This is a genomic window from Azospirillum sp. A23, from assembly GCF_042938965.1.
Lineage (GTDB): Bacteria > Pseudomonadota > Alphaproteobacteria > Azospirillales > Azospirillaceae > Azospirillum > Azospirillum melinis.
This window is the reverse complement of record NZ_CP170667.1, coordinates 622,072-647,184: the sequence shown is the minus strand read 5'-3', so window position 1 is coordinate 647,184 and position 25,113 is coordinate 622,072. Positions and strand designations below refer to the sequence as shown.

Annotated in this window: 30 protein-coding genes; 8 read left to right on the top strand and 22 right to left on the bottom strand. The window is 67.7% G+C overall.

Annotated features, from left to right (window positions below; all coding sequences use genetic code 11):
* Positions 1-262 precede the first annotated feature (262 nt).
* Positions 263-1,474 (bottom strand): PLP-dependent aminotransferase family protein, encoded by a 1,212-nt coding sequence (locus ABNQ40_RS20425; protein WP_109050860.1) that lies wholly within the window; start codon positions 1,472-1,474, stop codon positions 263-265.
* 17 nt (positions 1,475-1,491) lie between these two features.
* The gene (gene miaA / locus ABNQ40_RS20420) at positions 1,492-2,508 is read right to left on the bottom strand and encodes a tRNA (adenosine(37)-N6)-dimethylallyltransferase MiaA (RefSeq protein WP_109050861.1); all 1,017 of its coding nucleotides are present in this window, start codon (positions 2,506-2,508) and stop codon (positions 1,492-1,494) included.
* A gap of 147 nt (positions 2,509-2,655) precedes the next feature.
* Between miaA and serB the strand changes: the two genes are divergently transcribed.
* Positions 2,656-3,561, top strand: a complete 906-nt coding sequence (gene serB / locus ABNQ40_RS20415; RefSeq protein WP_109050862.1) for a phosphoserine phosphatase SerB — start codon at positions 2,656-2,658, stop codon at positions 3,559-3,561.
* An 18-nt stretch (positions 3,562-3,579) separates the two neighbouring features.
* Here the strand turns inward: serB and ABNQ40_RS20410 are convergent, their stop codons facing one another.
* The 13 genes from ABNQ40_RS20410 to ABNQ40_RS20350 all read right to left on the bottom strand — a co-directional run bounded on the left by ABNQ40_RS20410 (position 3,580) and on the right by ABNQ40_RS20350 (position 13,958).
* Positions 3,580-3,990, bottom strand: a complete 411-nt coding sequence (locus tag ABNQ40_RS20410) for a bacteriohemerythrin (protein ID WP_109050863.1) — start codon at positions 3,988-3,990, stop codon at positions 3,580-3,582.
* A gap of 223 nt (positions 3,991-4,213) precedes the next feature.
* Positions 4,214-4,999, bottom strand: coding sequence for an enoyl-ACP reductase FabI (gene fabI / locus ABNQ40_RS20405; RefSeq protein ID WP_109050864.1), 786 nt, complete (start codon positions 4,997-4,999; stop codon positions 4,214-4,216).
* A gap of 320 nt (positions 5,000-5,319) precedes the next feature.
* Complete coding sequence (locus ABNQ40_RS20400; RefSeq protein WP_109050865.1) at positions 5,320-5,772, bottom strand: DUF2892 domain-containing protein; 453 nt, start codon at positions 5,770-5,772, stop codon at positions 5,320-5,322.
* Between the two features lie 75 nt (positions 5,773-5,847).
* Positions 5,848-6,750: a PRC-barrel domain-containing protein gene (locus tag ABNQ40_RS20395; RefSeq protein WP_247879912.1), complete on the bottom strand. Its 903-nt coding sequence runs from the start codon at positions 6,748-6,750 to the stop codon at positions 5,848-5,850.
* Positions 6,751-6,861: 111 nt separating this feature from the next.
* Entirely contained in the window at positions 6,862-7,506 is a 645-nt protein-coding gene (gene ureG / locus ABNQ40_RS20390) for an urease accessory protein UreG (protein ID WP_098739331.1), read from the bottom strand.
* Complete coding sequence (locus tag ABNQ40_RS20385) at positions 7,503-8,282, bottom strand: urease accessory protein UreF (RefSeq protein WP_247879913.1); 780 nt, start codon at positions 8,280-8,282, stop codon at positions 7,503-7,505. Before ABNQ40_RS20385 ends, ureG begins: the two co-directional genes overlap by 4 nt.
* A gap of 94 nt (positions 8,283-8,376) precedes the next feature.
* On the bottom strand, positions 8,377-8,859 hold the full coding sequence (locus ABNQ40_RS20380; RefSeq protein WP_109050867.1) for an urease accessory protein UreE: 483 nt from the start codon (positions 8,857-8,859) through the stop codon (positions 8,377-8,379).
* Positions 8,859-9,701: a glutamate racemase gene (gene murI / locus ABNQ40_RS20375; RefSeq protein WP_109050868.1), complete on the bottom strand. Its 843-nt coding sequence runs from the start codon at positions 9,699-9,701 to the stop codon at positions 8,859-8,861. Before murI ends, ABNQ40_RS20380 begins: the two co-directional genes overlap by 1 nt.
* Before the next feature lie 157 nt (positions 9,702-9,858).
* Positions 9,859-11,568, bottom strand: a complete 1,710-nt coding sequence (ureC, locus tag ABNQ40_RS20370) for an urease subunit alpha (protein ID WP_109050869.1) — start codon at positions 11,566-11,568, stop codon at positions 9,859-9,861.
* Positions 11,569-11,594: 26 nt separating this feature from the next.
* Positions 11,595-11,900 (bottom strand): urease subunit beta, encoded by a 306-nt coding sequence (locus tag ABNQ40_RS20365; RefSeq protein WP_109050870.1) that lies wholly within the window; start codon positions 11,898-11,900, stop codon positions 11,595-11,597.
* A 13-nt stretch (positions 11,901-11,913) separates the two neighbouring features.
* Complete coding sequence (locus ABNQ40_RS20360; protein WP_109050871.1) at positions 11,914-12,216, bottom strand: urease subunit gamma; 303 nt, start codon at positions 12,214-12,216, stop codon at positions 11,914-11,916.
* Positions 12,217-12,341: 125 nt separating this feature from the next.
* Positions 12,342-13,223: an urease accessory protein UreD gene (locus ABNQ40_RS20355; RefSeq protein ID WP_247880206.1), complete on the bottom strand. Its 882-nt coding sequence runs from the start codon at positions 13,221-13,223 to the stop codon at positions 12,342-12,344.
* Positions 13,224-13,304: 81 nt separating this feature from the next.
* Entirely contained in the window at positions 13,305-13,958 is a 654-nt protein-coding gene (locus tag ABNQ40_RS20350; RefSeq protein WP_247879914.1) for a response regulator transcription factor, read from the bottom strand.
* Between the two features lie 456 nt (positions 13,959-14,414).
* On the opposite strand from ABNQ40_RS20350, the gene ABNQ40_RS20345 reads away from it, so the two are divergent.
* Positions 14,415-15,083 carry a response regulator transcription factor gene (locus tag ABNQ40_RS20345; RefSeq protein WP_109050874.1) on the top strand — a complete coding sequence of 223 codons (669 nt, stop codon included), beginning with the start codon at positions 14,415-14,417 and terminating at the stop codon, positions 15,081-15,083.
* A gap of 99 nt (positions 15,084-15,182) precedes the next feature.
* On the opposite strand, the gene ABNQ40_RS20340 is transcribed toward ABNQ40_RS20345, so the two are convergent.
* Positions 15,183-15,755: a type 1 glutamine amidotransferase domain-containing protein gene (locus ABNQ40_RS20340; protein WP_109050875.1), complete on the bottom strand. Its 573-nt coding sequence runs from the start codon at positions 15,753-15,755 to the stop codon at positions 15,183-15,185.
* A gap of 132 nt (positions 15,756-15,887) precedes the next feature.
* On the opposite strand from ABNQ40_RS20340, the gene ABNQ40_RS20335 reads away from it, so the two are divergent.
* A complete protein-coding gene (locus tag ABNQ40_RS20335; RefSeq protein WP_109491065.1) occupies positions 15,888-16,244 on the top strand; it encodes a hypothetical protein in 357 nt (118 codons plus the stop codon).
* Positions 16,245-16,275: 31 nt separating this feature from the next.
* Here the strand turns inward: ABNQ40_RS20335 and ABNQ40_RS20330 are convergent, their stop codons facing one another.
* The 3 genes from ABNQ40_RS20330 to dcd all read right to left on the bottom strand — a co-directional run bounded on the left by ABNQ40_RS20330 (position 16,276) and on the right by dcd (position 18,708).
* The gene (locus ABNQ40_RS20330; RefSeq protein ID WP_109050876.1) at positions 16,276-16,746 is read right to left on the bottom strand and encodes a DUF2948 family protein; all 471 of its coding nucleotides are present in this window, start codon (positions 16,744-16,746) and stop codon (positions 16,276-16,278) included.
* Between the two features lie 63 nt (positions 16,747-16,809).
* A complete protein-coding gene (gene murA / locus ABNQ40_RS20325; protein ID WP_109050877.1) occupies positions 16,810-18,102 on the bottom strand; it encodes a UDP-N-acetylglucosamine 1-carboxyvinyltransferase in 1,293 nt (430 codons plus the stop codon).
* A gap of 51 nt (positions 18,103-18,153) precedes the next feature.
* Positions 18,154-18,708 (bottom strand): dCTP deaminase, encoded by a 555-nt coding sequence (gene dcd, locus ABNQ40_RS20320; protein WP_042696175.1) that lies wholly within the window; start codon positions 18,706-18,708, stop codon positions 18,154-18,156.
* 165 nt (positions 18,709-18,873) lie between these two features.
* On the opposite strand from dcd, the gene ABNQ40_RS20315 reads away from it, so the two are divergent.
* On the top strand, positions 18,874-19,305 hold the full coding sequence (locus ABNQ40_RS20315; protein ID WP_109050878.1) for a GNAT family N-acetyltransferase: 432 nt from the start codon (positions 18,874-18,876) through the stop codon (positions 19,303-19,305).
* Between the two features lie 67 nt (positions 19,306-19,372).
* Here ABNQ40_RS20315 and ABNQ40_RS20310 read toward each other — a convergent pair whose 3' ends face one another.
* A complete protein-coding gene (locus ABNQ40_RS20310; RefSeq protein WP_199235372.1) occupies positions 19,373-19,519 on the bottom strand; it encodes a hypothetical protein in 147 nt (48 codons plus the stop codon).
* A 22-nt stretch (positions 19,520-19,541) separates the two neighbouring features.
* A complete protein-coding gene (locus ABNQ40_RS20305; protein WP_109050879.1) occupies positions 19,542-19,880 on the bottom strand; it encodes a hypothetical protein in 339 nt (112 codons plus the stop codon).
* A 168-nt stretch (positions 19,881-20,048) separates the two neighbouring features.
* Between ABNQ40_RS20305 and ABNQ40_RS20300 the strand changes: the two genes are divergently transcribed.
* From ABNQ40_RS20300 to ABNQ40_RS20290, 3 genes are read left to right on the top strand one after another with little or no spacing between them, the layout of a single operon-like run.
* Positions 20,049-21,032: an SDR family NAD(P)-dependent oxidoreductase gene (locus ABNQ40_RS20300; RefSeq protein ID WP_109050880.1), complete on the top strand. Its 984-nt coding sequence runs from the start codon at positions 20,049-20,051 to the stop codon at positions 21,030-21,032.
* 31 nt (positions 21,033-21,063) lie between these two features.
* Entirely contained in the window at positions 21,064-22,068 is a 1,005-nt protein-coding gene (locus tag ABNQ40_RS20295; RefSeq protein ID WP_109050881.1) for a glycosyltransferase family 4 protein, read from the top strand.
* Positions 22,069-22,072: 4 nt separating this feature from the next.
* Positions 22,073-22,912, top strand: a complete 840-nt coding sequence (locus ABNQ40_RS20290; RefSeq protein ID WP_109050882.1) for a glycosyltransferase family 2 protein — start codon at positions 22,073-22,075, stop codon at positions 22,910-22,912.
* On the opposite strand, the gene ABNQ40_RS20285 is transcribed toward ABNQ40_RS20290, so the two are convergent.
* A complete protein-coding gene (locus tag ABNQ40_RS20285) occupies positions 22,874-23,923 on the bottom strand; it encodes a glycosyltransferase family 2 protein (RefSeq protein ID WP_109050883.1) in 1,050 nt (349 codons plus the stop codon). The genes ABNQ40_RS20290 and ABNQ40_RS20285 overlap by 39 nt on opposite strands.
* A 172-nt stretch (positions 23,924-24,095) precedes the next feature.
* Here ABNQ40_RS20285 and ABNQ40_RS20280 point away from each other — a divergent pair, with 172 nt between their 5' ends.
* Positions 24,096-25,055 (top strand): SDR family oxidoreductase, encoded by a 960-nt coding sequence (locus tag ABNQ40_RS20280; RefSeq protein WP_109050884.1) that lies wholly within the window; start codon positions 24,096-24,098, stop codon positions 25,053-25,055.
* The last annotated feature ends 58 nt before the right edge of the window (positions 25,056-25,113 follow it).

The window sequence follows — 25,113 nt, the reverse complement described above, 5'->3', positions numbered from 1 at the left end:
AGGCTGCTGGGCTATGCCGCCGGAACAACGGCTTAGCCCCGATGGCGGGGGCCGGGAGCGGCAAATTAGTCAAAAGCCCGGTCGCAGGTCAACCCATTTTGCGAATGTTCGCAAAGTTTTTTTGCCGCAGTTTTTCCAAATGTTGCGCATTGGCTTTGCAACATCGGCTCTGCGCCGCTTCGCTCCCACCGGATACGGAAACGGCGGCCGCACCGAAGCGCGGCCGCCGTTCCGAAGAGGCGACGATGAAAAGCCAAAGCCGTCAGGCGGCGGTCTTCAACAACCCGCACAGGCGACGGATGCCCTCGCGGATCTGGGCCGGCTTGGTGACGGAGAAGGCCAGCCGCAGCGTGTTCTTGCCCGACCGGTCGGCGTGGAAGGCCGAACCGGGGACGAAGGCAACGTTGGCCTCCTTGATGGCGCGGGCCAGCAGCTCGGTGCCGTCGACACCCTCCGGCGCCTCGATCCAGACGAACAGGCCGCCTTCCGGCTTGGTCCAGGTGACGCCCGGCGGGGCGTATTCCTCGAGAGCCGCCAGCATGGCGTCGCGGCGCTCCTTGTACTGGGTGCGCAGCAGCTTGAGGTGGCTGTCGAAGATCTGCGAGACGACGTCGTGCATGACGATCTGGTTGATCGTGCTGGCATGCAGGTCGGCGGCCTGCTTCATCAGGACCAGCCGGTTCACCACCTCGGGCGCCGCGTTGACCCAGCCGACGCGCATCGCCGGCACCATCGTCTTGGAGAAGGTGCCGCCGAAGATGACGTTGGTCAGCTTGCCGCCGTTGCGCTCGCAATCCAGCGCGGCCAGCAGCGGCAGATGCTCGCCGTCATAGCGCAGTTCGCAATAGGCGGTGTCCTCGATCACCGGCACGCCGGCCGCCTCGCAGGCGTCCAGGATGGCGTGGCGGCGGGCCAGCGTCACCGTGGTGCCGTTGGGATTCTGGAAATCGGGGACGAGGTAGAAGAACTTCGGCTTCTGCGCCAGCGCCTCGGTCAGCGCCGTCATCTCCGGCCCTTCCTCGTCCATCGGGATCGAGAGATAGGTCGGCTCGTAGGGCGAGAAGGCCTGCAGCGCGCCGAGATAGGTCGGGCGGGTCACCACGATCTTGTCGCCGGGACCGATCAGCAGCTTGCCGACGAACTCCAGCACCTGCTGCGAGCCGTTGGTGATGAGAACGCCGTCCAGCCCGATGTTGACGCCCTTGCCGCCCATATAGTCGCAGATCCACTCCCGCAGCGGCGTGTAGCCTTCGGTGATGGAATATTGCAGGGCGGCGCCGGCACCGGAATTGGACTGGAAGATCTTCTCGTAGGCGCGTGCGATGGCCGAGCTGGGGAACAGATCCGGATCGGGGATGCCACCGGCGAAGGAGATGATCTCCGGACGATCGATCAGCTTCAGCAGTTCCCGGATTTCGGACGCCGTCATGCCGCTCACGCGGCCCGCGAACACATGACCCCAATCAACCGACACGGTGCTTCTCCTTCGGATCAGTAATTTAGTATCGTTCTCAGGCGGTCGAGCATTGCATTTCGTACCGCGAGCGAACAAGGCAGATCGATGGTATGGCAGCTATGCTGTCCTGTATGACTTACCAGCATATCGGGCGATTTGCCAACAATCTGATGTCGGAACCACGTCACCTGCCGTTTGGCATAGCGGCGGGTCGATTGCTGGGCCAGCGCAATGGCCTCGTCGAGCGGGATTTCGCCGTGCAGAACGCCGCGCAGTTCGGGCACTCCCAGGGCTTTCAGCACCGGCAGGTCGGGGGCAAGGGGCTGTTCGCGCGCGAGAGCGTCCAATCGCCGCACCTCCTCCAGCGCCCCCTGTTCCATCATCAGGTGGAAGCGCCTGTCGCACTGGGCATAGAGGTCGGCCCGCGGCGGATCGAGCACAAGGATGGTGAAGCGCAGATCCTCCGGCGCGCCCTGTGCGGTCCAGCTCTGCCAATGGGACAGCGGATGGCCGGTGGCCTCCAGCACTTCCCAGGCGCGGGTCAGGCGGGTGGTATCGCCGGGATTCAGCTTGGCCGACGCCGGGTCGCGGGCGACCAGTTCGGCGCGGAAGGTCTCGCCGCCGATGGCGGCCAGCCGGGCATGGGCGGCGGCACGCACCTCGTCGGGGATGGGCGGCACCTCGCTCAGCCCCTGCATCAGCGCGCGCAGATAGAGGCCGGTGCCGCCGACCACCACCGGCAGACGCCCCTCGGCCCTGGCGGCGGCGATCTCCGCCAGCGCCATCTCGCGCCAGCGCGCCGCCGATCCGCGTTCCGCCGCCGGCAGCACGCCGTAGAGCCGGTGGGGCGCCCGCGCCAGATCCTCGGCCGGCGGCCGGGCGGTCAGCACCTCCAGGTCGGCATAGAGCTGCATGCTGTCGGCATTGATGACGGTGCCGCCAAACACCTCGGCAATGGCAAGCGCCAGCCCCGACTTGCCCGACGCGGTGGGGCCACCGATGACGATGACGTCGGTCAGAGGGTTGGTCAGAGGGGTGGTGAGGTCGCTCATCGCCCTTGCATGGCGTTCCGGCGCCCGCTTTGCAACACCCAACCGCATGCCCCAACCGCACGCCGACGCCGAAGCTTCGTTGGACCCGGCCCCCTTGGCTGTGGTAGGCAGCGCGCAAAGGCCCTCTTTTCCTCGGGATACCCGCCGATGAACGCCGTCGCCACGCTGATCGCCCCCCGCAACGCCACGCTCGACGAGGCCGCCGTCCAGACCGCCAAGGCGGCGCTGGTCGGGCTGGGCGCCGATGCCGGCGCACCGGACTGGCTGGCGCCGGGCACCGCCTGCGACCTGCCCTTCGGCAATCTGGCGCCCGAACAGGCGGAGGCGGCGATCCGCCATGCCCTGACGGCGAATGGGACCGGCGTGGCGCTGGACATCATCGCCCAGCCGGCGGCGACGCGGCGCAAGCGGCTGCTGGTCGCTGACATGGAATCGACGATCATCGAGCAGGAGATGCTGGACGAGCTTGGCGATTATGTCGGGCTGAAGGACCACATCGCCGACATCACCGCCCGCGCCATGAACGGCGAGATCGACTTCAAGGACGCGGTGCGCGAGCGGGTCGCCCTGTTGAAGGGTTTGAACGAGACGGTGATCGATGAGGTGTGGCAGCGCGCCACGCTGATGCCGGGTGCTGCCCAGCTGGTCGGCACCATGCGCGCCAACGGCGCCGTCTGCGTTCTGGTGTCGGGCGGCTTCCGCTGCTTCACCGGCCGGGTGCGCAGCTGGATCGGCTTCGATGACGACCGCGGCAATGAGCTGGAGGTGGAAGGCGGCATGATGACCGGCAAGGTGATCGAGCCGATCCTGGACAAGGACAGCAAGCTCCAGGCGCTGATGGCCTATGCCGGGGAGCATCGCGTGCCGGTGGCGGAAACCATGGCCATCGGCGACGGCGCCAACGACCTGCCGATGCTGCTCGCCGCCGGGCTGGGCGTCGCCTTCCATGCCAAGGCGGTGGTCGCCGCCGAAGCCCGCGCCCGCGTCGACCACGGCGACCTCACCGCCCTGCTCTACGCCCAGGGCTACCGGGCGGCGGAGTTCGTGGGGTAAGGGGCCGCCCCTTCCCCCTCACGCCCACACGCCGCGCACATAGGGCGTCAGCTGCGTGTCCATCAGGATGATGTGGCGGACCAGCCAGTCGGCGGTGAATTTGTAGAGCTGCTCCGCATTCTCGTGGGTGGGTTCGATCGAAAAGCGGTTGGACAGTTCGCTGACCATCTTCACAGCGGCGCGGTGCATGGCGACGTGCTCCTCGAATTTCGGGTAATGCACGATCTGCATGATCCGCTCTTCGCGGGCGAAATGCTCCTTGGTGTATTCCAGCAGCTTGACCAGGATCTTGGCGACGCGGACCGGCTGGAACCGCTGAGCGGCCAGTGCTGCGTCGAGTTCGTTCAGATACTCGATCAGATGCTTGTGATCGTCGTCGATGGACGGTTGGCCGACGCTCAACTGCCGTCGCCATGTTATGGCGCCCATGACCCTGCCGCCTCCCCCCTTGCCGGCACCCCGTTAGCCCGGATTATGGCTGGTGTTACCATTGCGCCAAAACAGCCGGCGGCGTCACACGGCAATATGACGCACCCGCCAGGAGACAGGCGGAGGAGAAGGCCCGGAACGAAACAGGGCGGATGCGTCGCCGCACCCGCCCCATTCCGCATCCTGTGCCCCGCCTCTATCGGGCGGGGATCGGGACCCGTCGTCAGCCGACGATCGAATACCCGCAGTCGACATAGGTGGTGTCGCCGGTGATGCCCTTGGCGCCATCGGTGGCGAGGAAGGCGGTGGTGTAGCCGACCTCTTCGATGGTGACCAGACGGCCTTCCGGCGCGCGCTCGGCGGCCTTGTTCATCAGCTCGTCGAAATGGGCGATGCCGGAGGCGGCGCGGGTCTTGATCGGGCCGGGGGAGATGGCGTGGACGCGAATGCCCTTCGGGCCCAGCTCGGCCGCCAGATAGCGCACGCTGGCTTCCAGGGCGGCCTTGACCGGACCCATGACGCCGTAATTGTCGATGACGCGGTTGGCGCCGAAATAGGACATGGTGAACAGCGACCCACCGTCCTTCATCAGCGGCTCAGCATACTTGGCCATGCGGATGAAGGAATGGCAGGAGACGTCCATCGCCTGCTGGAAGCCCTCGCGCGAGCAATCGACGACGCGGCCGTGCAGATCTTCCTTCGGGGCGAAGGCGATGCTGTGCAGCGCGAAGTCGAGCTTGCCCCACTTCTCGCCGATCTTGTCGAAGATGGCCTTCAGTTCGCCCTCGCCGGTGACGTCCACCGGTTCGAAGATCTCGGCCTCGAGCTGCTGGGCCAGCGGCTCGACGAACTTCTTGGCCTTGTCGTTCAGATAGCTGACCGCGAGGTCGGCACCCATCGCGCGGAAGGCGCGGGCGCAGCCCCAGGCGATCGACTGGTCGTTGGCGATGCCAAGAACGAGCCCCTTCTTGCCTTCGAGCGTGGCGGCGGCGGGAATGATCGTGGTCATGCGGACTGTCCTGCGGTCGATGTGACGGGAGGAGCGGCCGCAACCGTGGCGGCCTTTCGCCGGGTGCACAGACGCGGCGTTCCTTGTGCAGTGCACCATAAACGAACCGCCGCGAGTCCGCAACGTGCAATGGGCGCGAACCGCACATGCGTCTCAATCATTGCGTAGCATTGCTGCAGGCACGATCAGTAAAAGCCGAAGTCGCCCAAATTCTGTCTTTCATTGATCCATATCAAAAACGGCCTGCCAGCGTGGGGCTGGCAGGCCGTTTCTTGATGACATTTCTGTTATGGCATCAGGCCGCTTGGCTGATTGCCCGCTTACCGCGCAACACCCGGGCTGAAGGAGGGCGGATCGCTCGCCGGGAAGGATTCCTGGGAAGCCTCGTCGACGATCTCCTCCTCGCAGCTCTCCTGATAGATGTCGCCGGGATGACGGGAATAGGGGTCGATGCCATGTTCGACATCCTGAGCCGGAAAGGCCACCCGGTCTTTGTGCGACCAGTCGGCCAGCATCGCCTTGCCGGGGCAGTAGCCGGTCAGGCCGCGAGCGACCAGAGCGCCGCCGGCCAGCGCCATGGCGGCGCCGGTCCAGTTGGGCCGGCGCAGGCCCAGCACCGCCAGCACCACGCCGCCGGCCAGCGACGCCAGCCGTTCATTGTGGCCGACATTGATGCCGTAGCTGCCGGTGGGGCCGGGCAAGCGGTCGGCCATATGGTCCGCTATGCCGCGCAGGTTGCGCTGGGCCGTATCGGTGATCGAAGAGAGTTCCATGTCGGTCCTCCTGAATGCGGGTCCCGGTCAGGCGGGTCCCGATCAGGGATCGTCCGCCATCGGATCGTTATCGCGTCACTGTTGGGAAACCGGCGGCTGGGGGTTGCCGTTCCCGGATGGCGTCTGCGCGGCGGCATCCGGCGCCGCCTGGGGCGAGCCGCCCTGCCCCATTCCTGCGCCGGGAGTCACCCCGCTGGAACCGGCGGCGCCGCGCGCCTGCTGCAACTCGCTGTTCAGCCGCGCCACCTCCTGCGACAGGCGCTGCACCTCCTGGCGCAGCGGTGCCGCCGAGACCTCGCTGTTTCCGCCGGCCGCGCCGGCGATGGCGGCCAGCGTCGCCGAATCGCGCATCCAGTAGGGGGCGACGCCGTAATAGGTGTGAACCGCCATCGCCCACTGGCGGTCGTTCATGTTCGGGCGGTTCTTGTCGTCGAACCGCGGCGCGTTGGTCAGCTTGTCCTTCGGCACATTCAGGACATAGCCCTCGCCCGACGGGGTGAACAGCGCCCACGGAACCGCGAAGTCGGCCTCGCCGATGCCGAGGAAGCCGCCCAGTTCGACCGCCGCATAGGCGACACGCCCGGTGCCGGGATCGATGATCAGTTCGGAGATGCTCCCGAGATCCTTGCCATCCGGGCTGCGCAGCTTGGCGTTCTCAAGATCGTCGGCGGCGATGGCACGCGGATGGGCGATGGAGTCCTGGAGCGCCGTCGCCTCGCCCAGGATGGCTTGGCAGGCGGGGGCGTTGCCCTTCTGTGCGGCGGCCTGCGCCGCCTGCTGGAGGGCGCGCAGCTGTGCGGTTTCCTGCGGGGTCACCGGAGCGGCGGAGCCGGGGCCGGCAGCCTCGAGAGCCGCCGCCTGCTGTCCCAGCCGGTCAAGCCCGGCCGCGCAGTCGTCGGCCGCCAGCGCGGGCGCGGCGAAGGACAGTGTTCCCAGCGCGGCCAGCAGCAGGGCCGTTGCAGGGGTGGGGCGCGTCATCAGGGCATCCTCCGGCTTGAATCGTCTCATGCTGCATGAACAGCATGGTCAAGCCGGAGGTTCCATCAGCCAGAGAGTCCCGGGCGCCGATCTTCCCCCAGTTGTGGAAGGTCAGCCCGGAAGGGGCAACCCACCGCGCTGGACGATGAAGGACTGGATGGCATCGACCCCCTCGCCCGCCTTGACGTTGGCGAAGACGAAGGGACGGTCGCCGCGCATCTTGCGGGCATCGCGGTCCATCACCTCCAGGCTGGCGCCGACCATCGGGGCGAGATCGGTCTTGTTGATGACCAGCAGGTCCGACCGGGTGATGCCCGGCCCGCCCTTGCGCGGGATCTTGTCGCCGGCCGACACGTCGATGACGTAGATGGTGATGTCCGCCAGTTCCGGCGAGAAGGTCGCCGCGAGGTTGTCGCCGCCCGATTCGATGAAGATCAGATCGAGGTTGGGGAACTTCGCGTTCATCTGGTCGACGGCGGCGAGGTTGATCGAGGCGTCCTCGCGGATCGCGGTGTGCGGGCAGCCGCCGGTCTCCACCCCCATGATCCGTTCCGGCTTCAGGGCGCCGGAGCGGGTGAGGAACTCCGCGTCCTCCTTGGTGTAGATGTCGTTGGTGATCGCCGCGACCTCCCAATCCTCGCGCATGCGCTTGCACAGCGCGTCGGTCAGCGCGGTCTTGCCGGAGCCGACGGGACCGCCGATGCCGACGCGAAGCGGACCGGCGTGGCTCTTTTCGATAGCGGGGAGAGCGCTCATGAGCGGAACAGCCTCGTATATTGGGTTTCGTGGATCATCGAGGTCCAGTCGACGGCCATCGCCCGGCCGCCGAGATCGTCGAGCGGGGCCGCCAGTGCCGCCTCGGCCGCCCGGTGCGTGATGGGGTCGAGCGCGGCCAGCGCCCGCTGCCCGTCGGTCTGGCCCAGCGGCACCAGCCGCACACCGGCCGACACCAGATTGGCGGAGAAGGCATGGAGATAGGCGGTCAGCGCCGGCCCCTCCGCCACGCCGATCAGGGATGCCGCCAGCGCCACCGCAACCGCATAGGCGACCGGCCGTCCGGTGCCGGCGATCACCGCATCCCAGCGCGCCAGCCCGTCGAGCGGCCATGCGGCGCGGATCGCCAGCAGGAAGGCTTGCCCCTGCGCCCGCGATTCCAGCCCCATCTCGGCCGATGCACGCAGGATGTCGGCCCGCTCCACCGCCCAGGCGAAGCCGGCCTCGTCGCCGGCCAGCACGGCCCGGTGGGCGACGGCGAAGAGCATGCCGTCGGTCCGCCCGGCGCCATGGCGCAGGATGCCGTCGAGCCAGACGATCATCGTCGCCCGGTCGCGCACCAGCCCCTGCTCCACCGCCGCTTCGATGCCATGGCTGTAGGAGAAGCCGCCGACCGGAAAGCTGGGCGACAGCCACGCCAGCAGGCGCGTCAGGGCGTGGGTGGAGACGCCATTGAATCCCCTCTTCCCCCCGGGGAGAGGGTCAGGGTGAGGGGGATGCGCGGCGGAGATATCTTCGGCTGCGCCGAACCCCCTCATCCCAACCTTCTCCCCGCTTTCGGCGGACCATGGGTCCGCCTGTCGCGTCAGCGCAAACTCTGTTTGCGCGTGAGCGGGGGGGAGAAGGGGCTTATCAGTGCGAATGCCCATGCCCGCCGCCATGCGAATGACCGCCATAGGCGCCGCCTTCCGGCATGAAGGGCGCCGACACGTCGCGCACCTCGGCCCCCAGCCCGCGCAGCATGTCCTCGATCACATGGTCGCGGCGCAGCCGGATGGTGTCGCCGACAATCTGCACTGGCAGGTGACGGTTGCCGAGATGCCAGGCGACGCGGGCGAAGGCCTCGACCGGGCCGGGCACGCGGACCTCCATCAGCTCCTCGGGAGCGGCGACCACGCGGAGGAAGTTGCCGTCGCCCAGTTCCAGCCCGTCGCCGTCGTCCAGCGCCACCGCCCGCGGCAGGTCGAGCAGGAAGGCGCCGCCGGCATCGTCGGTCATCGCCATGCGGCGGCGGAAGCGGTCGTCGAAGGCGAGCGTCACGGTGCCGGCCGCCTGCTCGGCCGGCCAATGGCCGCGGGCGTGGACTCGGGTGGCGCGGCGGGCGGGATCGGTCATCAGGTAAGCCGTTCGAAGGGGGTCGGGTGGCCGAAGAAGCGGCCGGCCAGTTCGCTGACCAGCGCCGCGTTCCCGGTGGTGAAGAATTTCAGGCCCCGTTCAACCGGATCGGGCCGGTATTCGGGATGGCGGTCGATATACTGCTCAAGCGAGCGGGCGGTCAGCGTCGGCTGGCACAGCACCTCCACCCCCGGCGGCAGCGCGCGGGCAAACAGATGGCGGACCAGCGGGTAATGGGTGCAGCCCAGCACCACCGTGTCCAGCGGCTGGCTGCCCATCTTGTCCAGCAGGACACGGACATAGCCGTTCACCGCCGGCTCGATCTCGTCGTCCGGCGCGCCGCGTTCGATCAGCGGCACGAGGTCGGGGCAGGCCTGCTGCACGACGCGGACGGACGGGGCGCGCTTGCCGATCTCCCGCGGGAAGGAGCCGGAGTTGACCGTCGCCGCGGTGGCGAAGATGCCGACGCTGCGCGGCTCCGCGAGATGGTCGGGCGGAACGGTGTCGATCATCCACGGCACGCGGGTGATCGCCTCCACCATCGGCACCAGCACGCCCAGCACGTTGCGGCCGGGATGGGCCGACGGCAGCCATTCCTGCTGGAGCCGGCGCAGCGCGACGGCTGCGGCGGTGTTGCAGGCTATGACGATCAGCCGGCAGCCCTGGTCGAACAGACGGTCCATCCCGGCGATGGTCAGCCGGTAGATGTCGTCCTCGCTGCGCGGGCCGTAGGGAGCGGCGGCGTGGTCACCGAGATAGACGAAGGGCCGGCCGGGTGCCGCGTCCACCAGGGCGCGCAGCACCGTCAATCCGCCATGTCCTGAATCGAATACACCGATCACGAATAGACCCTGCCTAAGACTCCTTCTCCCCTGCCCATTATTTAAGGGGGGAGAAAGTTGGGATGAGGGGGTTCGGCGCAGCCGAAGAGATCCTCGAAGCGGCTCCCCCTCACCCTGACCCTCTCCCCGGGGGGGAGAGGGAGTTAAAAATTGCGCCTCAGAACAGGAAATAGCGCTGCGCCATCGGCAGGATTTCCGCCGGTTCGCAGGTCAGCAGCTGTCCGTCCGCCCGCACCTCGTAGGTCTCCGGATCCACCTCGATGTGCGGGGTGGCGTCGTTGTGGATCATGTCCTTCTTGCCGACGGTGCGGGTGCCCTTGACGGCGATCAGTTCGCGGTGCAGGCCGAGTTGGCGGCCAACCTCCAGCTCCAGCGCCTTGGCGCTGACGAAGGTCACGCTGCTGGCCTGCATCGCCCGGCCGAACGCGCCGAACATCGGGCGGTAATGCACCGGCTGCGGCGTCGGGATCGAGGCGTTGGGATCGCCCATCAGCGCGGCGGCGATGGTGCCGCACTTGATGACCATGTCCGGCTTCACCCCGAAGAAGGCCGGCGACCACACCACCAGATCGGCCAGCTTGCCGACCTCGACCGAGCCGACGACATGGCCGATGCCATGCGAGAGCGCCGGGTTGATGGTGTATTTGGCGATGTAGCGCTTGACCCGGAAATTGTCGTTGTCGCCGGTCTCCTGCGGCAGCCGGCCGCGCTGGAGCTTCATCTTGTGCGCGGTCTGCCAGGTGCGGATCACCACCTCGCCCAGCCGGCCCATCGCCTGGCTGTCCGACGAGATCATGGAGAAGACGCCCAGATCGTGCAGGATGTCTTCCGCCGCGATGGTCTCGCGCCGGATGCGGCTTTCGGCGAAGGCGACGTCCTCCGGGATGCGCGGGCTGAGGTGGTGGCACACCATCAGCATGTCGAGATGCTCGTCCACCGTGTTGATGGTGAAGGGCCGCGTCGGGTTGGTCGAGCTGGGCAGCACGTTGGCGAGGCTGGCCACCCGGATGATGTCCGGCGCATGGCCGCCGCCCGCCCCTTCGGTGTGGAAGGTGTGGATGGTCCGGCCCTTGAACGCCGCGATGGTGTCCTCGACGAAGCCCGATTCGTTCAGCGTGTCGGTGTGGATCGCCACCTGGACGTCCAACTGGTCGGCCACCGTCAGGCAAGTGTCGATGGAGTCGGGCGTGGTCCCCCAATCCTCGTGCAGCTTCAGGCCGCAGGCGCCGGCGGCGATCTGCTCCAGCAGCGCGTCGGGGCGGCTGGTGTTGCCCTTGCCGAAGAAGCCGAGGTTGATGGGCAACCCCTCTGCGGCCTGGAGCATCCGCTCCATATGCCAGGGCCCCGGCGTGCAGGTGGTGGCCGAGGTGCCGGCAGCCGGGCCGGTGCCGCCGCCCAGCATGGTGGTGACGCCGCTGTTCAACGCCTCGTCCACCTGCTGCGGGCAGATGAAATGGATGTGGGCATCGATGCCGCCGGCGGTGACGATCTTGCCTTCGCCGGCGATCACCTCGGTGCCCGGACCGATGATGATGTCGACGCCGGGCTGGATGTCGGGGTTGCCGGCCTTGCCGATGGCGGCGATGCGCCCGCCGGTGATGCCGATGTCGGCCTTGACGATGCCCCAATGGTCGATGATCAGGGCGTTGGTGATGACGGTGTCGACGGCTCCCTGGTGGCGCGAGCGCTGGCTTTGTCCCATGCCGTCGCGGATCACCTTGCCGCCGCCGAACTTCACCTCTTCGCCATAGACGGTGTGGTCGCGTTCGACCTCGACGATCAGGTCGGTGTCGGCCAGCCGGATGCGGTCGCCGGTGGTCGGGCCGTAGAGGGCCGCATATTCGGCCCGGTCGATGCGGTGCGCCATTGTCGTTCGCCCTTCCTGTCGGCCCGTCAGAGGGCGCCGTTGACCTTGCGGTTGAAGCCGATGACCACCCGGTCGCCGCCATAGGCGACCAGCGTCACGCGCCGGGTCTGGCCGGGCTCGAAACGCACCGCCGTCCCGGCCGGAATGTCGAGCCGGAAGCCTCTGGCCTGCTCGCGGTCGAAGGTCAGCGCGCTGTTGGTTTCGTAGAAGTGGAAGTGCGAGCCGACCTGGATCGGGCGGTCGCCGGCATTGGCAACGTCGAGTTCGACGGTGGCACGGCCATCGTTCAGCACGATCTCGCCGGCCGCCGGGAAGATTTCACCGGGTTTCATCGGGCATCCCCTCTCAACGGATCGGCTGGTGGACGGTGACGAGCTTGGTGCCGTCGGGGAAGGTCGCCTCGACCTGGATGTCGTGGATCATGTCGGCCACGCCGTCCATCACCTGCTCGCGGGTCAGGACGGTGGCGCCGTCCCGCATCAGTTCCGCCACCGTGCGGCCGTCGCGCGCACCCTCCACCACGTAATCGGTGATGAGGGCGACCGCCTCCGGGTGGTTCAGCTTGACCCCACGCTCCAGCCGCCGCCGCGCCACCATCGCCGCCATCGCGACGAGCAGCTTGTCCTTCTCGCGCCCTGTCAGGTTCATCGGGGGATTGCCCTTTCGCCACCCTGTTCGTTGCCGGCGATTATGCCACGCCGGAGCGGCACGCCAAGTGCGTCGTATGACGTAGAGGGTTGAAAGTGCTGGCAAGCGGCGCCTGAACGTTGCCGTCAGACCTCCCACAGCCGCGGCAGGCGGGTGGGCAGGCCCGCGGCTTCGGCGCGCAGGCCCGACCACAGTGCCGCGTAAGCGCGCCGCACGGCGCGGGCATCGCCGCCGAGGATGCGAACGATCAGCAGACCGTCCAGCGCGGTGGCGCCGATGCGGGCGCCCTCGATCGGCTCGGCCAGTGCCCGGACCGCATCGAGGTGGCGGGCGGCGTCGGGAGCGGCATGGAGAAGGGTGGCGCAGGCGGCGGCACCGCCGAAGCCGGCGGGATGGGCCAGCGTCTCGGCGATGTCGTCGTCCAGATGCAGGGCGTCGGCCCAGGCCAGGCGGCCGTCGCGGGCAACCTCCCAGGCGTCGCGAATCAGGCCGCGGGTGACCGTCTCGCCGAAGGCGGCGCGGCCGAAGACCAGCATCTCGCCGGCGATGGCGCGGCCGTCGCCCGACAGGTCGATCCGTGTCAGGCGGCGCAGGCGGGAGCCTTCGAAGACGATGGCTTCCTGCGGCATCCATTCCAGCCAGCCGCCCTCCTCCACCGACAGGGCGGTGTCGATGCGGCAGTCGGCGCCGGTGGAGCGATAGACCTTCTCGGCCGCCTGGGTGGTGATCAGCGCCTTGGCGCCAGCCCCGACGGACAGGGCGATGTCCATGCGGTCGCCGCCGACCATTCCGCCCGAGGTGGTGGCGAGCACCGCGATGGGCAGGTCATCGCGGCGCGGCGTCGGCATCAGCACCCGCAGCGGGTCATGGTGGTAAAGCGTCGCCAGCCGGGTCTGGCCATGGCGATGTTCGAACCGGACGGTGGCGGCGCCATGGACGGCGACCTTCTTTTCCTCCCGCGCCTTTTCTCCGCCCACCGACTCTTCCGGCCTGCCGGCCTCCGCCACCTGAACCAAGCGCCCGCTCCTCACTGGATCGTAGGGGCGCCAGTCTGCCGGAAGCGGGGCCGTTCAGGCAATGCGGACTCTTCAGCCTTCTCCGGTGAAGCAGCCGTTGCGGGCGGCGACCACCGCCACCTGGGTGCGGTTGCGCACGCCCAGCTTCTGCATGATCGCGCGCACATGCACCTTCACCGTGCCTTCCAGCACACCAAGGCCGCGGGCGATCTCCTTGTTGGAGTGGCCGGCCAGCAGAAGCTCGAACACGTCGCGCTGGCGGTCGGTCAACCGGTCCAGAATGTCGTCGTTGCCGCGCGGCCCCTCGGCCAGCGCCCCATTCAGCACGGCACGCGGCAACGGCAGGAAGATGTCGCCGCTGAGCGCCAGCGAGATGGCATGCTCCAGCACCTCCGGCGGGCTGGTCTTCAGCACATAACCGCGGGCGCCCATGCGGACGCTGTCGACGATGTCGGCCACCTCGTCCGAGTTGGTCAGGATCAGGACCGGCACCTCGCCCAGAGCCTCTTTCAGACGGCGCAGCCCGGCGATGGCGCCGCCGCCCGCGTCATCGCCATCCACGCGCGGCGGGCCGGGGTCGTACAGGACAAGGGCCAGCTCGGGCGTCTGGCGGCCGACGTTCAGCGCTTCATCCAACGACCCGGCCTCCAGCACGCGCGTCCCAGGGCAGATCTCGCCGATGGACAGCGCGAAGCCATGGCGGACCATCGGCTGCTCGTCGACCACCAGAAAAATCCGCGTGGGATTGCCCGCGCTACGCGAACCACCGCGCGCTTGAAGCTCGAACTCCATCGTGTCCCCTTATTCTCAGCGGACCGCTTCTCAGTCAGGGCCAAGAACACCAAAAAGCCCCAATGGGAAAGCGGTTCATTCGCGCCGCTCCTTGGCGCAGCTACCCCTAAATATCGAATGAATGGATCCACGATCATTTTCACCGCAAATCCGATCTATTGGCTGTGACTTTCCTGTTCTCACCTTGCGCTGTTGGTTAATGAACCGTATAAATCATCCCAGCATGAAGCGTAAAGCCCGCTGTTCCGAACAATATTGTTCTAATTTTCTATGTTCGGAGTCCGCGCGGACCGGGCCAACCGGTCCGGTCCTTTTCCTGGACCTTCAGGCGCGGAACAAAAGGGGGATCGCCGCCGCCCGGAAAAAGGGCGGCTCAGCGGAGGATGATCGATGACGACATGGACTGTGATGCTGGTTGACCACGACCGGCTGTTTTCTGCGGCACTGGCAACGTTGATCGGCGGCGGCCCCTTCCGGGTCAGCGCCCACGCGGCCAGCGCCGACGACGCGCTCGACCTGATTGCCGACGGCGAGGAACCTGACCTGATCGTGCTGGCGCTGCAGGATGGCATGCCGGAGGAGATCGCCGGCATCCGGAGGTTGCGCGACGGCACCTCCGCCCGGATCGCCGTGCTCGCCGACACCATCGCCGACCGCAGCCTGTCGCAGTCGCTGAAGGCCGGCGCCGACGCTTATCTGAACAAGAGCATGTCGAGCGAGAGCCTGCTGCGCTCCCTGCGGCTGGTGATGCTGGGCGAGGTGGTCTATCCCACCCATGTCGCCGGCCTGCTGATGGCCGCCGCCAACGAACGCCCGCAGCACAACCCCACCCCGATTGCCATGCCGCCCAGCAGCGACCTGTCGAAGCGTGAGGTGCAGATCCTGCGCTGCCTGCTGGCCGGCCAGTCGAACAAGGCCATCGCGCGCAATCTGCACATCACCGAATCGACGGTGAAGATGCATTTCAAAAACGTGATGCGGAAGATCAACGCGCAGAACCGCACCCAGGCCGCGGTGTGGGCCATCCAGAACGGCTTGTCACCGCTGGTGACGGCGTAGGTTCAGCGGGAGAGGGGCGCCCTCTTCCCATATGTTCGATAGCCCCCTTCCCTCCCCCGCTTCGCGGGAGAGGGATAGGCAGGGAGCAAATCTGCTTCCTTACTCCGCCGCGTGGCGATGGCCGGCGTGGCGGCCTTCGCAGAACTCCTCGATCATCTTGCGGCAGAAGGCCGGAATGTCGTCCGGCTTGCGCGACGTGACCAGCCCGTGGTCGGTCACCACCTGCTCGTCCACCCAGTTGGCGCCCGCGTTGCGCAGGTCGGTCTGCAAGGACGGCCAGGACGTCATTCGCTTGCCGCGCACGCCGCCGGCATCGATCAGCGTCCAGGGACCGTGGCAGATCGCGGCGATGGGGCGGCCGGACTCCACGAAGCTCTTCACGAACGCGATTGCCTTCGGCTCCAGCCGCAGCGAATCCGGGTTCATCACCCCGCCCGGCAGCAGCAGCGCGTCGTAACGTCCGGCATCGGCCTGGTCGAGCGTCACATCGACATCGACCATGTCGCCGCGGTCATGGTGATTCCAGCCCTGAATCTGCCCGCCTTTGGGGGCGACCACATGCACGGTGGCGCCGGCCTCGCGCAGCGCCTTCACCGGTTCGGTCAGTTCCACCTGTTCGAAGCCGTCGGTGGCGAGCACGGCAACGGTCTTTCCATCGAGTTTCTGAGCCATCGAGGCACGTCCTTCACTGAGGGTCATGCCGCAAAAACCGGATTACCCCTGGATGGTTCCCTGGGAACTGTCCCGCAATTCCCATGTTGATTGTGACATACGAGACACACATCAGCGATGGGAGCCGAAATCATGAGGTTCCAGACCCTGTTGGCCGGCCTTGCGCTGGCGGCAACCCTGCCATTCGCCCACATCGAGTCGGTCCAGGCCGCGGATCCGCGCGGTGGCGACGATCTTGTCGGGCTGGAAGTGACCGGCCTGCTCGGCGAAGAGCTGGGCCAGATCGTTTCCGTTTCGCCCAGCGCCGACGGCAAGGACACCAGCATCCTGGTCGAAGCCAGCGGCATGCTGGATGTCGGCCACCGCTTCTTCACCGTCCGCCGCTCGCAACTGTCGCCGGGCGAGGATGAGGACACGGTGACCTACAAAAAGACCGCGCAGGACGTGATCAGCCGCCTGCACGCCGATACCCAGGTCGCGGAGCGCTGATCGCCAGCGCTCTGGACCCGTCTCGAAGCGGTCAGGCCGGTTCGTCGGGGTGGCAGGGTTTGCAGCCGGTGGGCCAGGGCTCGCCCAGATCCTCCACCATCACGCGCCAGGACGGCGCATCGAGGCGGACACAGCCGCCACCGGCGAAATGCAGGGCGACGCCGCCCTCCACTGTCTCCATCGACAGCAGCTCCATGATGCGGCCGCGTTCCTTCAGGTCGAAGCCGCGCAGCTTGGCACCGGTGACCCCCTCCACCCGCAGGCCGCAATGGACCCGCTCATAGGGGGCCAGAACGTCGTCATCGGCGGACGGGCCGGGACGCGGGCCGTCGGCGGCCTCCCAGCGGAAGCGGTTGACGACCATGACGAACCGCTTCTCGTCGGGTTGGAAGCACATGTCGCCGACCGGCAGGATGGCGTCCTGCAAGCAGGCGGAGACGACCTTCAGATCCTCCTCGTCTTCGGCGCGCAGGCGGATCGGGGTCATGGCTGGGGCCGTCATGTTCGGGGGCACCTCTCGGGAAAGGCCAACCTCAGGGGATGGCGGGAGGGGCACCCCCGCCGTTTACTCGTCGCCGCCGTGGATGCGTTCGATCTCCGCACCGCAGGCGGCCAGCTTCTCCTCCACCCGCTCATAGCCGCGGTCGAGGTGGTAGACGCGGTTGACCGTGGTTTCCCCCTCCGCCGCCAGCCCGGCGAGCACCAGCGACACCGAAGCGCGCAGGTCCGTCGCCATCACGGGCGCGCCGGTCAGCCGTTCCACGCCGCGCACCAGGGCCGACGAGCCGTGGACCGTGATCCGCGCGCCCATGCGGGTCAGCTCCGGCGCGTGCATGAACCGGTTCTCGAAGATCGTTTCCGTGATCATCGCGGCACCCGTCGCCGTGCACATCAGGGCCATCATCTGGGCCTGAAGGTCGGTGGGGAAACCGGGGAACGGCTCGGTCATCACATCGACGCCGTGCAGTTCTCCGTTCGCGCGCGACACGCGGATTCCGTTCTCGATCTCCTCGAAGGCGACGCCGGCCGGAGCCAGCGCCTTGACCGCCGCTTTGATCAAATCGAGACGGGTGTTCATGATGTCAAGACGGCCACCGGTGATGGCGGCGGCCATGGCATAGGTGCCGGTCTCGATGCGGTCGGCCACCACCATGTGGCGGGCGCCGTGCAACCGGTCGACACCCTCGACCACCAGCCGGTCGGTGCCGATGCCGGTGATCTTCGCCCCCATCTTGACCAGACATTCGGCAAGGTCGGTCACCTCCGGCTCGCGCGCGGCGTTGACCAGGATGGTGGTGCCCTTGGCGAGCGTAGCCGCCATCAGCAGGTTCTCAGTCGCGCCGACCGACACCTTGGGGAAGACGTATTCCGCACCGCGCAAGCCGCCCGCCGGAGCCTTGGCGACGATGTAGCCGGCATCGATCCGGATGTCGGCGCCCATCGCCTCCAGGCCCTTGATGTGCAGGTCCACCGGACGCGCGCCGATGGCGCAGCCGCCGGGCAGCGACACCTTGGCCTCGCCGCAGCGGGCCAGCAGCGGCCCCAGCACCAGCACGCTGGCGCGCATCTTGCGCACCAGATCGTAGGGGGCGGTGGTGTTGGTGATGTCGCGCGCGGTGAAGTCCACGGCGCGGCCGGCGCAATCGCCACCCGCCCCGGCCATGTGGATCGCCACGCCGTGCTGCAACAGCAGATTGCACAGCGTGTTGATGTCGGCCAGGATCGGCAGGTTGGTCAGCGTCAGCGTCTCGTCGGTGAGAAGAGACGCCGTCATCAGCGGCAGGGCGGCGTTCTTGGCGCCACCAACGGTGATGGAGCCGTTCAGCGGGCGGCCGCCGCGGATGCGGATCTTGTCCATGGACCTGTTTCTTTCGCGGATACGCTTTTGAAGGCGTTCAGAGAGGAGTGCTCAGAGCCGGGGCAACGTGACGCCCTTCTGCCCCATGTATTTGCCGGACTTGTCGGCGTAGGACACATCGCAGACGCTGTCGCCCTTCAGGAACAGGAACTGGCACAGCCCCTCGTTCGCATAGACCTTGGCAGGCAGCGGGGTGGTGTTGGAGATCTCCAGCGTGACGTGGCCTTCCCACTCCGGCTCCAGCGGGGTGACGTTCACGATCAGACCGCAGCGGGCATAGGTGCTCTTGCCCAGGCAGATGACCAGAACGTCGCGCGGGATGCGGAAATACTCGACCGTGCGGGCCAGCGCGAAGCTGTTCGGCGGGATGATGCAGACGTCGGTCTTGCGGTCGACGAAGCTCGAATCGTCAAAGCGCTTCGGGTCGACGATGGCGTTGTCGACGTTGGTGAAGATCTTGAACTCGTCGGCGACCCGGGCGTCGTAGCCGTAGGACGACACGCCGTAGGAAATCACGCCTTCGCGCTTCTGGGTCTCGACGAAGGGCTCGATCATGCCCTTGGTCTCGGCCATCTCGCGGATCCAGCTGTCCGGCATGATGCCCATCGCGGGGGTACTCCTTGGCGTATCGATTGGATGGAGGGGTCGTGAAGGCTGGTTTGTAGCCGAGCACGCGGCGGCGCTCAAGGAAAGGTGGGCCGCTTGGCGCGCATGGACGGTTCTTTATCACGGCGCTGGTCTTCGTCGCCGCGGCGTCTAAGCTCGGCGTCCATGAGCCAGAACTTCATCCTGTCCGTGACGGACACCCCCACCCCGGCCGACCTCGCCGGAATCTACGAGGGCCTGCGCGCCTACAACGAGGCGTCGCTCGGCCGCGCCTATGACCGCCGCGACCTAGTGGTTGCCGCCCGCGATGCGGATGGCGCGCTGAAGGGCGGGCTGGTCGGCTACACCAACTGGGAATGGCTGTATGTCGACCTGCTGTGGGTGGACGACTCCACGCGCGGCAGCGGTCTCGGCGGCCGGTTGCTGGCCGCGGCGGAGGCGGAGGCCGAGGCCCGCGGCTGCCGCTGGTCGCGGCTCTACACCTACGATTTCCAGGCGCCCGGCTTCTACCCGAAGCAGGGCTATGAGGTGTGGGCGGAGATGGAGGGCTACCCGCCGGGGCATAGGCAGATCTGGTTCAGGAAGGAACTGGCCTAAAGCGGTTTGGCCTGAGCGGAAGCGCCCTCTCCCCAAGTTCGGGAGAGGGAAGATTCCGGGAGAGGGACTATTCCCCTCGCTGCCGCGCCTGTTCCTTGCGCTTGCGCAGGTTCTCGCGCAGGCGGGCGGCAAGGCGTTCGTCACGGCCCGATGCCGCCGGCTTCGGCTTCACCGAGGCCGGCGGCGGGGTCGTGGTTTCGGCGGGGTCGTCCATCGGCGCGGCTCCGCCCCGGATGTCAGTGGTCGGAATGGTGCAGGATCTGGTCGCGCAGCCCGGTGTCGTACTCGACACCGGTCGCGGTCAGGATCGCGGCGGCGGGCGTGCGCTTCACGATGCCTTTACGCTCCAGAATGGTCCAGACGGCATCGTTCTGCAGGCCGGTGGCGTCCTTGGCGGCGACGACGGCATGGCCGAGATGGAAATGGTTGCCGTGGGCGTGCGGCAGGCCGGTGATCATGAAGCCACCCTCCTCGTCCTCGGCCGGCTTGTTCTCCAGGCGGGCGATCTCCTGCAGCAGGGTCAGGGTGCGCAGCTGGAGCGGGTTCAGGTTCAGCGGATTCTTCTTCGGGGGCATCGATCGTCCCATCGGTCCTGATGTGTCGCGGTCGCGCAGTAGACCGGCAGGGCGGATCGGCTGTCAAGCGTGCGAACCGGTCGGTGGAGGCTCGTGGATGGAGGCTGGCGCGCCAACCGCCGCTGGGGCATAAGACCGGCGGACCATCGTCACATAGGGTGTCGGACCATGACCATCCTCGTCACCGGGGCCGCCGGCTTCATCGGATCGCATGTCGCGGCTGCGCTGCTGGACCGCGGGGAGAGCGTGCTCGGCATCGACAACCTGAACGACTATTATGCGGTGACGTTGAAAGAGGCGCGGCTGGCCCGGCTGACCGGCCGGCCCGGCTTCCGCTTCATCAAGGCCGACATCTCCGACCGCGCGACGGTGGAGGGGTTGTGGCCGCAGTTCGCCGATGTGACCGGCGTCGTCCATCTGGCGGCGCAGCCGGGCGTGCGCTACTCCATCGAGAACCCCTATGCCTACGTCGACGCCAACGTCACCGGTCAGGTGACGTTGCTGGAGGCGGCGCGGCGCATGCCGGGCCTGCGGCATTTCGTCTATGCGTCGACCTCGTCGGTCTATGGCGCCAACCGCAAGATGCCCTTCTCGGTGGAGGACAGGGTGGACAGCCCGGTATCGGTCTATGCCGCCACCAAGAAGGCGGCGGAGATGCTGGCCTTCACCTACAGCCATCTTTACCGGATGCCGATGACCGGCCTGCGCTTCTTCACGGTCTACGGCCCGTGGAGCCGCCCGGACATGGCGACATGGCTGTTCGCCGACGCCATCACCGCCGGCCGGCCGATCCGCGTCTTCAACGACGGCAAGATGAAGCGCGACTTCACCTATATCGACGATATCGTCGACGGCGTGCTGGCCGCCCTCGACCGTCCCGCCCCGGTGGATGCGGAGACCGGCGCCCCGCACCGCGTCTTCAACCTCGGCAACAACCGCTGCGAAGAGCTGATGCGCTTCATCAGCGTGCTGGAGCAGGCTCTTGGCCGCGAGGCGGTGAAGGTGATGGAGCCGATGCAGGCCGGCGACGTGCATGAGACCGCCGCCGACATCGACCTGAGCCGCCAATTGCTGGGCTTCGAACCGAAGACACCCATCGAGATCGGCCTGCCCCGCTTCGTGGAGTGGTACAAGCGCTATCACAAGCTCTGACCTCCCCCTCTTTTCCACCATCCGAGCCGCCATGACCTCCACCGCCTATTCGACCGCGCTGATCGGCGTCTTCCTGCTGTGTCTGGCCATCGGCTGGTACCTGTCGACGCGGGTGCTGCGCTATCTTCTCGCCAGCAGCATCATGGACATCCCGAACGAGCGGTCGAGCCATCAGGCCCCCACCCCGCGCGGCGGCGGATGGGCGGTGATGCTGACGGTGGTGCCGGTCTTCGCCATCGCCGGACTCGTCCTGGGCCGGCCGCTGGAGACCGGGGCCGTTCTGCTGGGCACGCTGGCGCTGATGGGGGTGTCATGGATGGACGACCGGCGCACCCTGTCGCCGCTGCTGCGGCTGGCGGTGCAGGCGCTGGCGGTGGCGTTCGGACTGCTGGCGCTGCCTGCGGACCAGCTGGTCTGGCAGGGCTGGCTGCCTTGGGGCCTGGACCGGGCGGCGACGGCCTTCCTGTGGCTGTGGTTCGTCAATCTCTACAATTTCATGGACGGCATCGACGGGCTGGCCGGCAGCGAAACCATCCTGATCGGCGGCGGCGTGGCGCTGGTGTCGCTGGTCATGGGCGATTTCGGCCTGACCGGGGTTGCCGGGGCGGCGCTGGCCGGAGCCGCGGCGGGCTTCCTGACCCACAACTGGCGGCCGGCGCGCATGTTCATGGGCGATGTCGGCAGCATTCCGCTCGGCCATATCCTGGCCTTCCTGCTGGCCTCGCTGGCGGCCCGCGGCGATTGGGCGGCGGCACTGATCCTGCCCGCCTATTACCTGACCGACGCCACCATCACGCTGCTGCGCCGCCTGCTGCGCGGCGAAAAGATCTGGCAGGCCCACCGCGAGCATTTCTACCAGAAGGCCGCCAAGGGCGTGGGCCGGCACGACCGCGTGGTGCTGACCATCATCGCCTACAGCCTCGTCCTGGTCGCCGCCGCGCTGGCCGCGGGGACCTTCGGGGCCTGGACGCTGGCGCCGGGGGCGGTCGCCGTCGCGCTGCTGCTGGCGACGCTGACCCGCATGGCGAAGGCGTGATCCGATGACTCCCGCTTTCCTCGACCTGTCCGTCGTCCTGTACCATCCCGATCGGGAGCTGCTTGCCCGCTCGCTCGACACCATCGGTGCCGCCGCCGACCGGCTGGCGGCGGGAACCGGCGTTCATACCAGGCTGTGGATCGTCGACAATGGCGCGCCAAAGGGCAGCGACGCGGCGACCAACCCGTTCCGGGCTCTGCTTGACCGCTATGCGGAGACCGGCCGGCCGCCGGTGACGCTGATCGCCGGGCACGGCAATGTCGGCTATGGCGCCGGGCACAATCTGGCGATCCGGCAGGGCGACGCGCCCTACCATCTGATCCTGAACTACGACATCCTGCTGGAACCGGACGCGCTGCTGGCCGGCTGGCGGTACATGGAGGCGCATCCGCGCACCGTGCTGCTGACGCCCAAGGTGTTCGGCCCGTCGGGTGAGCAGGAGTTCCTGTGCAAGCGCCGGCCGACCGTGCTGGATCTGGGGCTGCGCGCCTTCGCCCCCGGCTCCGTGAAGCGGATGTTCGCCAAGCGGCTCGACCGCTACGAGATGCGTGACGTCACCCGCGACGCCGTCGTGACCGGGCTGGAGCAGGTCAGCGGCGCCTTCATGCTGTTCCGACGCGATGCGCTGACCCGGCTGGGCGGCTTCGACGACGGCTATTTCCTGTATTTCGAGGATTTCGACCTGTCGCGCCGGGCGATGGCGCTGGGCGAGATCGCCTATGTGCCGGATGTCCGCATGGTGCATTTCGGCGGCAAGGCGGCGCGCAAGGGCGGCGCGCACATCCGGATGTTCGCCCGCTCCGCCCTACGCTTTTTCAACACCCACGGCTGGCGGCTGGTCTGAGCGGCGCGACAGCCGGCATCCCGGCCGGCCACGCGTCTTCAGCAGCAGCGGGTTCCAGGCGATCATGCGGGCAACCTGCCCAAGCGTCGCCTTGCGGTCGTGCTGAATGGCCCGGCGCTTGGCGATCATCCCCGGCAGTCCGCGCAGCGCGTCGCGGATGCCGCGGCCGATGGCGCCGGTGCGCCCGCTGCCCAGGCTGCGGAAGACCAGATAGACCACCAGCAGCGTATGGCCGAGGAAGGCCAGCGGCAGCAGCGGCAGCGGCATGTTCTTCACCATCGTCCACACCAGATTGCGGACGCCGTGATACTGGGCGAAGGTGCCGTACTGCTTGGACACGCCGCTGCTGACATGCTCCACCACCGCGTCGCCGACCTGCACCGCCGGTCCGCCGCCGAGCCGGATGCGGAAGCCGAGGTCGACATCCTCGCAATAGCAGAAGAAATCCTCGTCGAAACCGCCGACCGCCTCGAAATAGTCGCGCCGGTACATGGCCGCCGCGGCACAGGGCGAGAAGACCGCTCCGCTGTAATAGGGCGGCTTCAGCATGCGGCGGTAGTTGACCCGCCAGGCGAAGCCGAAGATCGAATACTGGTCGCCCTCGCCGTCGATCATCCGGGGATCGTGCGAGAAGAGCTGGGTCGAGCCGAACATCGCCACGTCGGGCTGCGCATGGGCGGCGGCCTGCAGCCGCTCCATCCAGTCGCGGCGCGGGAAGGCGTCGGGGTTCAGCGTGACGATCCAGGGGACGGTGGCCCCGGCAGCGCCGACGTTGTTCGCCTTGGCGAAGCCGACATTCGTGTCCATCCGCACCATGCGAAAGCGCGGATCGGCGGGCAAAGCGATGCCGTCGACATCCTTGGAGGCATTGTCGACGATCACCACCTCGAAGGCGGGATCGGTCTGATCGAGCAGACAGCCAATGACGCGATTGACGAAGTCTGCGCAATTAAAGCTGACGATGATGATCCGGCTGTGCCGATCATTTGCACCGTCGACGGTATGTGACATGTCTTGGTAGCGTCCTTATTCACGCGTCCCTCTCCAGCTTATAGCCATTCCGACCCCCGACCGAAAGCTGGAAAAGGGTCTTGGGGCTTTGTGCCGTGGCGCCACCCGGCCAAACCGGATACTAAGGCATGCTTGCCTGCACCAACCGAATCCAGCCCGGACCGTCCTCCCCATGCGCGTTCTCCTGACCGGCGCCACCGGCTTCGTCGGCCGCCACACCATCCCGCTTCTGGCCGCCCACGGGCACACGGTGCGTGCCGCCCTGCGCAACCCGCAGGATGGGCCATGGGAACCGGCGGTGGTGGAACCGGCGGTGGTCGGCGACATCGGCCCCGGCACCGACTGGACCGCGGCGCTGGCCGGCATCGACGCGGTGATTCACATGGCGGCCCGCGTCCATGTGATGCGCGACAAGGCCGCCGACCCGCTGGCGGAGTTCCGCCGCGTCAACACCGCCGGCACGATCCGGCTGGCGGAGCAGGCGGCCGCCGCCGGGGTCAAGCGCTTCGTCTTCCTCAGCAGCATCAAGGCGATGGTGGATGAAAGCCGCCCCGCCCCGCTGGACGAGGCGACGGTACCCGACCCCCACAGCCCCTACGGCATCTCGAAGCTGGAAGCGGAACGTGGGCTGGCGGCGATCTCCGCCCGCACCGGCATGGAGGTGGCGGTGATCCGGCCGCCGCTGGTCTACGGCCCTGGTGCGGCCGGCAACATGCGGGCCCTGGTCAAGCTGGTGGCGACCGGCCTGCCGCTGCCGCTTGGCGGCATCCACAACCGGCGCAGCCTGATCTATGTCGGCAACCTCGCCGACGCAGTGGTGACGGTGCTGGAACATCCCGACGCCGCCGGCCGGACCTTCCTCGTCCAGGATGGGGAGCCGGTTTCGACCGCCGGACTGGTGCGCGCCATCGCCGAAGCGCTCGGCCAGCCGGCACGGCTGGTCCCGGTGCCGCGCGGGCTGATCGCGCTGGGGGCGGCATTGACCGGCACGCGGGCGGTGTTCGACCGGCTGGCCGGCACGCTGACGGTGGATGACGACCCCATCCGCGAAAGGCTCGGCTGGCGCCCGCCCCATGACCTTGCGTCCGGGTTGCGCGCCACCGCGGAATGGTTCAAAGCTTCCCGCGGCTGATTTCCGGGCTGGAACAGCCATGGCCGGCTCCAGCCCACCGGTTTCCACGGCCGAACGA